The 9,379-nt window shown below is 63.7% G+C and carries 10 protein-coding genes; 9 read left to right on the forward strand and 1 reads right to left on the reverse strand.

Annotated elements, in window-relative coordinates:
* The 5 genes from nrdD to folB all read left to right on the forward strand — a co-directional run.
* Positions 1–1,755: anaerobic ribonucleoside-triphosphate reductase (gene nrdD, locus I2E26_RS05460; protein ID WP_195419918.1), on the forward strand; the 1,755-nt coding region annotated here is incomplete at its 5' end.
* Between the two features lie 239 nt (positions 1,756–1,994).
* A complete protein-coding gene (gene nrdG / locus I2E26_RS05465) occupies positions 1,995–2,573 on the forward strand; it encodes an anaerobic ribonucleoside-triphosphate reductase activating protein (RefSeq protein ID WP_195419919.1) in 579 nt (192 codons plus the stop codon).
* A gap of 199 nt (positions 2,574–2,772) precedes the next feature.
* Positions 2,773–3,336 carry a GTP cyclohydrolase I FolE gene (gene folE / locus I2E26_RS05470; protein ID WP_195419920.1) on the forward strand — a complete coding sequence of 188 codons (564 nt, stop codon included), beginning with the start codon at positions 2,773–2,775 and terminating at the stop codon, positions 3,334–3,336.
* A 119-nt stretch (positions 3,337–3,455) separates the two neighbouring features.
* Entirely contained in the window at positions 3,456–3,980 is a 525-nt protein-coding gene (locus tag I2E26_RS05475) for an HD domain-containing protein (protein ID WP_195419921.1), read from the forward strand.
* A 13-nt stretch (positions 3,981–3,993) separates the two neighbouring features.
* Positions 3,994–4,479: a dihydroneopterin aldolase gene (gene folB, locus I2E26_RS05480; RefSeq protein WP_195419922.1), complete on the forward strand. Its 486-nt coding sequence runs from the start codon at positions 3,994–3,996 to the stop codon at positions 4,477–4,479.
* 129 nt (positions 4,480–4,608) lie between these two features.
* Here the strand turns inward: folB and I2E26_RS05485 are convergent, their stop codons facing one another.
* Positions 4,609–5,268 (reverse strand): M48 family metallopeptidase, encoded by a 660-nt coding sequence (locus I2E26_RS05485; protein ID WP_195419923.1) that lies wholly within the window; start codon positions 5,266–5,268, stop codon positions 4,609–4,611.
* A 141-nt stretch (positions 5,269–5,409) separates the two neighbouring features.
* On the opposite strand from I2E26_RS05485, the gene I2E26_RS05490 reads away from it, so the two are divergent.
* The 4 genes from I2E26_RS05490 to I2E26_RS05505 all read left to right on the forward strand — a co-directional run bounded on the left by I2E26_RS05490 (position 5,410) and on the right by I2E26_RS05505 (position 9,210).
* Positions 5,410–6,687, forward strand: a complete 1,278-nt coding sequence (locus I2E26_RS05490) for a uracil-xanthine permease family protein (protein WP_195419924.1) — start codon at positions 5,410–5,412, stop codon at positions 6,685–6,687.
* Between the two features lie 145 nt (positions 6,688–6,832).
* On the forward strand, positions 6,833–7,261 hold the full coding sequence (locus tag I2E26_RS05495; protein ID WP_147588669.1) for a peptidylprolyl isomerase: 429 nt from the start codon (positions 6,833–6,835) through the stop codon (positions 7,259–7,261).
* Positions 7,262–7,405: 144 nt separating this feature from the next.
* Positions 7,406–7,792 (forward strand): metal-dependent transcriptional regulator, encoded by a 387-nt coding sequence (locus I2E26_RS05500; RefSeq protein WP_195419925.1) that lies wholly within the window; start codon positions 7,406–7,408, stop codon positions 7,790–7,792.
* Between the two features lie 140 nt (positions 7,793–7,932).
* Positions 7,933–9,210 (forward strand): MFS transporter, encoded by a 1,278-nt coding sequence (locus tag I2E26_RS05505; RefSeq protein WP_229056443.1) that lies wholly within the window; start codon positions 7,933–7,935, stop codon positions 9,208–9,210.
* The last annotated feature ends 169 nt before the right edge of the window (positions 9,211–9,379 follow it).

The following is a 9,379-nucleotide window of genomic DNA, read 5'->3' on the forward strand; positions in this document are numbered from 1 at the left end:
GAGGGCCTTATCCATTTCCATGATTCCGATTACTTCGCCCAGCATATGCACAACTGCGACCTGGTGAATCTTGAGGATATGCTCCAGAACGGCACCGTGATCTCGGGAACGCTCATCGAAAGGCCGCACAGCTTCTCCACGGCATGCAACATCGCCACGCAGATCATCGCCCAGGTGGCTTCGTGCCAGTATGGCGGTCAGTCCATCTCGCTCACGCATCTCGCCCCCTTCGTCGAGGTATCTCGACAGAAGATTCGCCGTCAGGTCGAGGCCGAGCTCGCCGAGCTGGGCGTCGAGGCGCCGCAGGACAAAGTGGCCGACGTGGTGGAGACGCGCTTGCGCGACGAGATCCGCCGCGGCGTCCAGACCATTCAGTACCAGGTCGTTACGCTTATGACCACGAACGGCCAGGCGCCGTTCGTAACCGTGTTCATGTACCTGAACGAAGCGCGCACGGAGTCCGAGAAGCGCGATCTTGCCATGATTATCGAGGAGACGCTGCGCCAGCGTTACGAGGGCGTGAAGAACGAGGCGGGCGTTTGGATCACCCCAGCGTTCCCCAAGCTCATCTATGTGCTCGAAGAGGACAACATCACCGAGGGCGCTCCCTATTTCTATCTCACGGAGCTGGCCGCCAAGTGCACCGCCAAGCGCATGGTGCCCGATTACATCTCCGAGAAGAAGATGCGCGAGTACAAGCTCTCAAAGGGCGAGACCGAGGGCAACGGCGATTGCTACACCTGCATGGGTTGTCGTTCGTTCCTCACGCCCGATCGTTCCGGCAACGGCTACGATAACGTGGCGCGCGCCAAGAACTACGAACCGGGCAAGCCCAAGTACTACGGGCGCTTCAACCAGGGCGTCGTGACCATCAACCTCGTCGACGTCGCTCTTTCGTCGCATCAGGATATGGACAAGTTCTGGGAGATCTTCGATGAGCGCCTCGAGCTCTGCCATAAGGCGTTGCGTTGCCGCCACGAGCGCCTTCTGGGCACCCTGTCGGATGCTGCGCCCATCCTGTGGCAGTACGGTGCGCTGGCCCGCCTGGACAAGGGCGAGACCATCGACAAGCTGCTGTACGGTGGGTACTCCACCATCAGCTTGGGTTACGCGGGTTTGTATGAGTGCGTGAAGTACATGACGGGTGCTAGCCACACCGATGCCGCGGGCACGCCGTTCGCTATGGACGTCATGCAGCATATGAACGACAAGTGCGCCGAGTGGAAGGCTGCCGAGGATATCGACTACTCGCTCTACGGCACGCCGCTCGAGTCGACGACGTACAAGTTCGCCAAGCTGCTGCAGCGCCGTTTCGGCATCATTCCCGGCGTCACCGACAAGGGCTACATCACCAACAGCTACCATGTGCACGTGACCGAGGAGATCGACGCTTTCGATAAGCTTCAGTTCGAGAGCCAGTTCCAGCGTTTGTCTCCGGGCGGCGCCATCTCGTATGTCGAGGTTCCCAACATGCAGGATAACCTCAAGGCAGTCATCCGCGTGATGCAGTATATCTACGACAACATCATGTACGCGGAGCTGAATACGAAGAGCGACTACTGCCAGGAGTGCGGCTACGATGGCGAGATCGCTATCGTCGAGGACGACGGCAAGCTCGTGTGGGAGTGCCCCAATTGCGGCAACCGCGACCAGGAGAAGCTGAACGTGGCGCGCCGTACGTGCGGGTACATCGGCACGCAGTTCTGGAACCAGGGCCGCACCGAGGAGATTCGCGATCGCGTGCTGCACCTGTAGGGTTGATTCAGGCGGGTGCCGGGGACATACGGCATCCGGCGCTCGAGCTGTCCTGCTCGCACGGAGGCCCCGATGGGATTCGATCCCAACGGGGCCGGGCCCCTTCGGGGGCGTGCGCTTTCCTTTTCTTTTTGATAGAACAGACGCCTGCGGTTTTGATGGCGTTGGACGCGGCGCGTTGCGATGCCGTGCACATATCCCTACACTGTTGCGAAAACGCGACGGTGGGGGTGTGCTCGATGAACTACGCTGAGATTAAGTATTTCGATATCGCGAATGGCGAGGGTGTGCGGACCAGCTTGTTTGTTTCGGGCTGCCGGCGCGGGTGCAAGAATTGCTTTAACGAGGTAGCGTGGAACTTCGCCGCAGGCGATTCGTTTTCCCGCGAGGTCGAGGATGAGATCATCGAATCGCTTCGTCCCGCGTACGTCGATGGCCTCACGGTGCTGGGTGGAGAGCCTATGGAGCCCGAGAACCAGGCGGGGTTGGTCGGCTTTCTCGAGCGCGTGCGAGCCGCGTACCCGCGGACGAGCGGCAAGACCATATGGTGCTTTACCGGCGACACGCTCGACGAGCTGCTGCCCGGTGGCCGTCATCGAACCGAATATACGGACCGCCTGCTTTCCTGCGTGGACGTGTTGGTCGATGGACCTTTCATTCAGGAGCTCTACGATATAACGCTGCGATTCCGTGGATCGTCCAACCAGCGACTGATCGATATGCCTGCCACCCTGGCGGCCATCGAGCGCGGGGAGGCCGTGGATGCCGCCGTGATGCCGTGGGTCGATAAGGAAATCTACGCCACTCATGCGATGTAGCGCCTGCCGCCTTTTGTGCGCCGGCGGCATCCTTGCACTTCGCTCCATCTGCGCCGGCAACGGCGGTGCGCGGCACGCGGTGCAGCCGTATACGAGCTGGATGCGCCTGGGTCTCAAGCGGTGGCGGGGCATTCGTGGTACCATAGCGAGAACAGTGATGCAAAACGCGTGCACGTGCATGCGTTAAGGAGCGTATACCATGGTTGACCAGCAAAAAGTTGAAGAGGCCGTGCGCCTGTTGCTCGAGGGGATCGGCGAGGACCCCTCGCGCGAGGGCTTGGTCGAGACGCCCGCGCGCGTGGCGCGCATGTATGCCGAGCAACTTGCGGCGGGTATGGAGAGCGATGCCGCCGAGCACCTTTCCAAGACCTTCTCCGTTGGTAGCAACGATTTGGTGATCGAGCGCGATATCACGTTTTACTCGCTGTGCGAACATCATATGCTGCCCTTTTATGGCAAGGCCGCCATCGGCTATATCCCGAACGGTCGCGTCGCCGGCCTGTCCAAGCTCGCGCGCACGGTCGAAACGTTCGCCCGTCGTCTGCAGCTGCAGGAGCAGCTCACGGCGCAGATTGCCGATGCGCTCATGGACTACCTTGCGCCGCAGGGCGCTATCGTCCTGCTCGAGGCCGAGCACATGTGCATGACCATGCGCGGCGTGCAGAAGCCGGGCACGAAGACGGTCACGTTGGCTCGTCGCGGGGTGTTCGAGTCGGACCCCGCTCTGGAGCAGCGGTTCTTCAACATGCTGGATCGCGGCTAGATATGGCCGTTGCGCTGGGGTCTGTCGAGGCCGGAGCCGCACGGGGCCGTGCGTCGGCATCGGATGCGCCGTGCCGAAGCCGGGTTTCGTCGGCGCCTGCAGGGGCGGGCGCGGCGGACATGCCGCGCGTCGACGCCGTCTGGCGTCACCCCGGCTACCGGTATGCGTTCGCCGCGTTGCAGCAGGCCGAGGCGAATCGCATCTTCTGCCGCCACGACCTGCAGCATTTCCTAGATGTGGCGCGTGCGTGCTGGATCTTGCTGCTCGAGGACGAGTCTGCACGCGACCTCCATATACCGAAGGACATCGTGTACGCTGCGGCGTTGTTGCATGATATAGGCCGCGGTGCCGAATACGAGACGGGTGAGCCCCATGATGCGGCGGGAGCGCGGATTGCCCGCGAGATTTTGGGTACGGTAGAACCTGATACACGTTTCTCGCCGGACGAGTGCGCGCAGATCGTCTGCGCGATCGCGCATCATCGTTCGAGCGCGGCGGTACCGGATGCCGCCGCCGACCGCGCGGCCGTGTTGTCGCGGGCGCTGCGCCGTGCCGACAAGGCGGTTCGCCCTTGCTTCGCCTGTCCTGCGCGCTCGGCGTGCAACTGGCCCGACGAGAAGAAGAACCTCGCGATTCGTATGTAAGGAAGCGATGAGCATGAGCGAGAAGAAGCTGTGCGAGACCATCGAGGACGACCGCGGCGTGCTGGCGCGCCGCGATGGCGCGGGCCTGCCGGTGCGCGCCGGATCCGTGAGCCATGTGACGGCCGAGGACGTGGCCTTGGCCGATAAGGTGTTTATCGACGGCCTTGAAGTGTATGCCAACCACGGCGTATACGAGGAAGAGAACAAGCTCGGCCAGAAGTTCGTGGTGTCGGCGACGCTTTACTGCGATACGCGCCGTGCGGGCCAGACGGATGACCTGGACGCCTCCATCGATTACGGCACGGTGTGCCACGATATCGACGGCTTCTTGCGCGAGCATACGTTTAAGCTCGTTGAACGTATGGCCGAGGCGCTGGCGGCCTATCTCATCGACCGCTATCCGCTTCTGATGGGTGTTCGCCTGAAGATCGAGAAGCCGTGGGCTCCCGTAGGCCTGCCGCTGCGATCCGTGGGCGTGGAGATCGAGCGCCTGCGGTAGGGGCGCGGCGCTGCGCGCGCCGTATGCGGGCCGCCCGTTTTGCGCGGTGGCCCGCATCCGCGAGACGATTTTGCTGGGCGGGGGCGCGCTGCGCGGGCGGCGCGCCCCCGCCTGTGCGGTAGCGCACGCCTATGCGATCGTCTCGGCTGCGTGGCTGAGTAGCTGCTTGAGTTCGCGATTGCGCGGGCAGTAGACGTCGAGGAGCATGTGGAAGCGCTTGCCGTGGTTGGGCTCCATCAGGTGCACGAGTTCGTGGATCATCATGTACTCGAGGCAGGCGGGCGGATATGAGGCGAGGCGCGCGTTGATGCGGATCGCGCCGGTGCTCGGGGTGCACGAGCCCCAGCACGTCTTCATGTGGCGGATCTGCCACCAGCCCGCTTCCACGCCGACCTTCTTCTGCAGGCGCTTCATCGTTTTCGGCAGCACGCGCATGAGCTCGCTCTTCTGAAGCTCTGCGGTGGCTTTGGCATCTGCGGGCGCCTCGTCGGGAGAGAGCGGTTTGCCCCAGAGGTGCGTGCGCTCCCAAGCTTCCGTTGCGGTGCACGTGGCTGCCGGATCGTCGCCGTTCGCATCGGGGATGCGCTTCGGCACGCGTGGCGCGAGCCATCGTTCGCGTTCGGCTAGAAACGCCTGGGCCTCCTCCATGGTGGCGGGCTCCGGGATGCTCAATGCCACGGTGCCGTCCGTGCGGATGCGCAGGTTGAAGTTCTTCACGCGCTTTCGCCGCACTTCTACGGGGATCCCGTTGACGGGGGTTGTGATGATGGTTGCCTCGTGTTCGTTCATGGCTCTTGTCCTTGCTTGCTCGTCGCGCTGCGCTCCGCGCGGTTCCATCCTGCCGCTTGCGATCAAATTTGACTTTACGTGTCTCTTTCTTTTGGGAAACGGTACCATAAACCGAATTGTTCCCTATCGAAAGGACTGCCAATGAGTCACCACGAGCGTGAAGTCATCGGCGTCGACGACCGGGTATCGCCCGGCCGCGCCATCCCGTTGGGCATCCAGCACATGATGAGCATGTTCGGCTCCACGGTGCTCGTTCCCGTTCTTACGGGCCTCGACCCCAACGTCGCCATCATGTGCTCCGGTATCGGCACCATCTGCTATCTGCTGGTAACCGGCAACAAGATCCCCAGCTATCTGGGAAGCTCGTTCGCCTTCATCAGCCCCATCGTCGCCGTGGGCGCCATGCGGGGCCTCGACGCCGCCATGTCCGGCGTGATCGTGGCGGGCCTCGTGTTCCTGGCCGTCGCGGGTATCATCAAGCTGGTGGGTACCGGCTGGCTCGATCGCTTGCTGCCTCCCGTGCTGGTGGCGTCGGTCATGGTCGTTATCGGTGTGGGGTTGTCGGCCACCGCGGCCAACATGGCGTTCATGGGGACCGACGCCGCCGGAGCCGCGGTCTTCAACGTGCAGGGGGCCATCGTGGCGGCGGTTACGCTGTTTGCCGCCGTGCTGTTCTCGGGCCGTGGCGGCATCGTGGGCACCGTGCCCGTTCTGCTCGCCATCATCGTGGGCTATCTGGTGTCCGTGGCGCTTGGCATGGTGGATTTCGCGCCGGTTGCCGAGGCGGCGTGGATCGGTCTGCCTAACGTGAGCTTCCCCACATTCGACATGGGCGCCATCGCGCTCGTCGCCCCCGTCGCCATCGTCGTGGTGATCGAGCACATCGGTCACCTGCTGGCGGTGGGCGAGATCGTGGATCGCGACTATCGGCCTTTGCTGCCGCGCTCTCTTGCGGGCGACGGCCTGTCCTGCGTCATCTCCGGTTTCCTGGGCGGTCCTCCCACTACGACCTATGCCGAGAATATCGGCGTGATGAGCGTGACGCGCGTGTATTCCACGCAGATCTTCTGGTATGCGGGCGGCTTCGCGCTCGTGGTGGGCGGCTTCTGCCCGAAGCTGGCCGCGCTCATCAACTCCATCCCCAGCCCGGTTATGGGCGGCGTATGCCTGCTGCTGTTCGGCCTCATCGCCTCCAACGGCCTTCGTATGCTCGTATCCAACCGCGTCGACTTCGACGTGAACCGCAACCTCATGATCGCGTCGGTCGTCATCATCCTGGGCGTGGGCATGGAGTGCTCCGGTATCGCCATCCCGCTGGGCGATTACACCCTGCCCGGCATGGCCACCTCCACGCTCGTGGGCATCATCTTGAATCTGGTGCTCCCGCAGGACAAGCGGGGCGTGGCGGCGGTTGAGTAGATTTGCCTCGCGCGCGGCATAGGCACGCGCGGCGTCGGGTATAGTGGTTCAACGTGCCGGAGGGGAGAAACGTGCCCGCTTCGGCTATCTCGCAAGCTCTTCGCCTCCATCCGGGCGGAGTTCCTACGACTGAAAGAGGATGCAGATGTCCAACCAGGGTAAGAAGGTGCGCGCGCATTACCGCGGCACGCTCGATGACGGCACCCAGTTCGATTCCAGCTACGACCGCGGCGAGCCCATCGAGTTCGTCGCCGGCGCCGGCCAGATGATCAAGGGCTTCGACGCCGCCGTGCTCGACATGGAGGTGGGCGAGAAGAAGTCCGTCCACATTCCCGCCGCCGAGGCGTACGGCGAGCGTTCCGAGGACATGATCTTGTTCTTCCCGGCAGCCGAGGTGCCCGATTTCGACAAGGTCCAGGTGGGCATGAAGCTCTTCCTGCAGGGTCCTGGCGGCATGCCCGTGCCTGTGACCGTCGTGGAGGTGTCGCCCGAGGGCGTCAAGCTCGACGCGAACCACGAGCTCGCCGGTTGCGACCTCAATTTCGATATCGAGCTCGTCGAGGTGCTCGACTAGTTCCTCCTGCGCGCTTGCTCGCGGCCCGGGGCGTCTTGCGGCGCCCCGGGCCGTTTTGCTATCCGCGCCGAAAAGTCGTGGTTGCCTTTCCCGGTTCTTCCGTTACAGTAAGCTTAGACTAACTGATACTGAAAGGGTGGCGTAATGGCACTTCGAGAATCCGGGGAAGACTATCTGGAGGCCGTCTTGGTGATCGGCCGCGAACACGGCGTGGTGCGTTCCGTGGACATCGCCGAGCATCTGGGCGTTACGAAGGCGAGCGTCTCCAAGGCGGTGTCTGCGCTGCAGGAGCATGGTTACATCGCGGTGGTACGGCGCGATGTGCAGCTTACGGAAAAGGGACGCGAGCGCGCCGAGCACGTGCTAGAGCAGCACACGTTCTTTCGCGACCTGCTGGTTGCCGCCGGCGTATCGCCGGAGCTTGCCGCCGAGGAGGCCTGCCACATGGAGCATTGCCTTTCGGACGATTCGTTTGCGCGGCTGAAGGAGTACGTGCGAGGTGCCGATCGAATGTCCGCTCCCCTTTTGTAAAGAACATATCAACACATGTAGGATAACGTGCATGTGTTACGCAAGTCGGTTATCCTTATATGAAGAGAAGCGAATGGCGACACGTCCTTGTGGGGCGCGTCGCTTTTTGCGTTTGACCGTTGCGGACGAGGGGGCGGCGTATGGTGCGCGAGACGCGCGGGCTGATGCGCGACGCATCGCGGTTTATCGTGGGATTCGGCCTGGTAAGCATGCTGATGGATGTGGTGTACGAGGGTGCTCTGAGCGTTCAAGGCCCGCTGTTGGCCTCGTTGGGCGCCAGTGCGGCTGCCGTTGGCCTCATCTCCGGATTGGGCGAGGCGACCTCGCTTGCCGGGCGCTTGGTAACAGGTCCGCTTGCCGACCGCGTGGGGCGTTATTGGCTGTTCGCCATCGTTGGCTACGCGATCACCGCCCTGGCCGTGCCCGCGATGGGCTGGGCGGGCAGCGTGGGCGCCGTGGGCGCGCTCATCGTCGTCGAGCGCCTGGGCAAGGCCGTGCGCACGCCGTCGCGCGACGCCATGCTGTCGCACGCATCGGCTGCGGTGGGGCGCGGTAAGGGTTTTGCCCTGCATGAGCTGATGGATCAGATCGGTGCCACGTTGGGACCGCTCATCGTGTCCGGCATCCTGTTCGTGACCGGCGGCGCGTACGATCGCGCGCTGGGCGTGATGATCCTTCCTGCGGCCGCTGCCATCGCGGTCCTGGCGTTCCTGCGCCATCGCAACCCCGATCCCGCGCGTTTTGAAGAGGTGGCGGCGGGGGAGGACGACGGATCGTTCGCGCGTGAGGCCAACGGCGATGCTTCGGGGGTTGCGGCCGGTAACGGCACCGCTTCCGCTGGGGATGCGCCTGCTGCGTCGGGCTTTCGCGGATTGCCTCGCCAGTTTTGGGAGTATTCGCTGTTTTGCGGGTTGTGCCTGGTGGGCGTCGCCACCTTCGCCGTGTTGTCGTTCCACATGGTGGGCGCCGGCGTGTCCGATGCGGCAGTGCCGGTGCTCTATGCCGTGGCCATGCTGGTGGACGGCGTAGCCGCGCTGGCCACGGGTTCGCTCTACGACCGCATCGGACCCAAGACGCTGCTGGCCCTGCCGGTGCTGAGCGCGTTCGTCCCGGTGTTCGCCTTCAGCGGCTCCGTACCGGTCATGATGGTCGGCGTCGTGCTGTGGGGTGCGACCACCGGCGTACAGGAATCGACTATGCGCGCTTATGTGGCGGATTTGCTCCCCACGACGATGCGCGCTACGGGATACGGGTCGTTTGCCCTGGTTACGGGTATCGGCACGATGCTCGGCGGCACCATTGCCGGGTGGCTCTACAGCAATGCGGGGGCGGGCGCCATCATCGGGTTCGCGGCGGTTGTCGAAGCCGTGGCATTCGTATCGCTGCTGCGTCAACTGCGTGCCGCCCGAGTGCGCTAGGCGGCTGCGGGCCGCGAGCGAAGCACGTCGGGCTCCCGCGATCCAGAACCCACATCGCGTGGACGACGAGCTCGATGGCCCGCAGCACGGAGCTTCAATATCCCTGCTGGTAGGGATGGAGTGCATGTCGGACGGCGGCGCGGCCCCCGCTCGGCCTTCGCGACGAGCG

The sequence above is a fragment of the Collinsella sp. D33t1_170424_A12 genome (assembly GCF_015554865.1).
Taxonomy (GTDB): Bacteria; Actinomycetota; Coriobacteriia; order Coriobacteriales; family Coriobacteriaceae; genus Collinsella.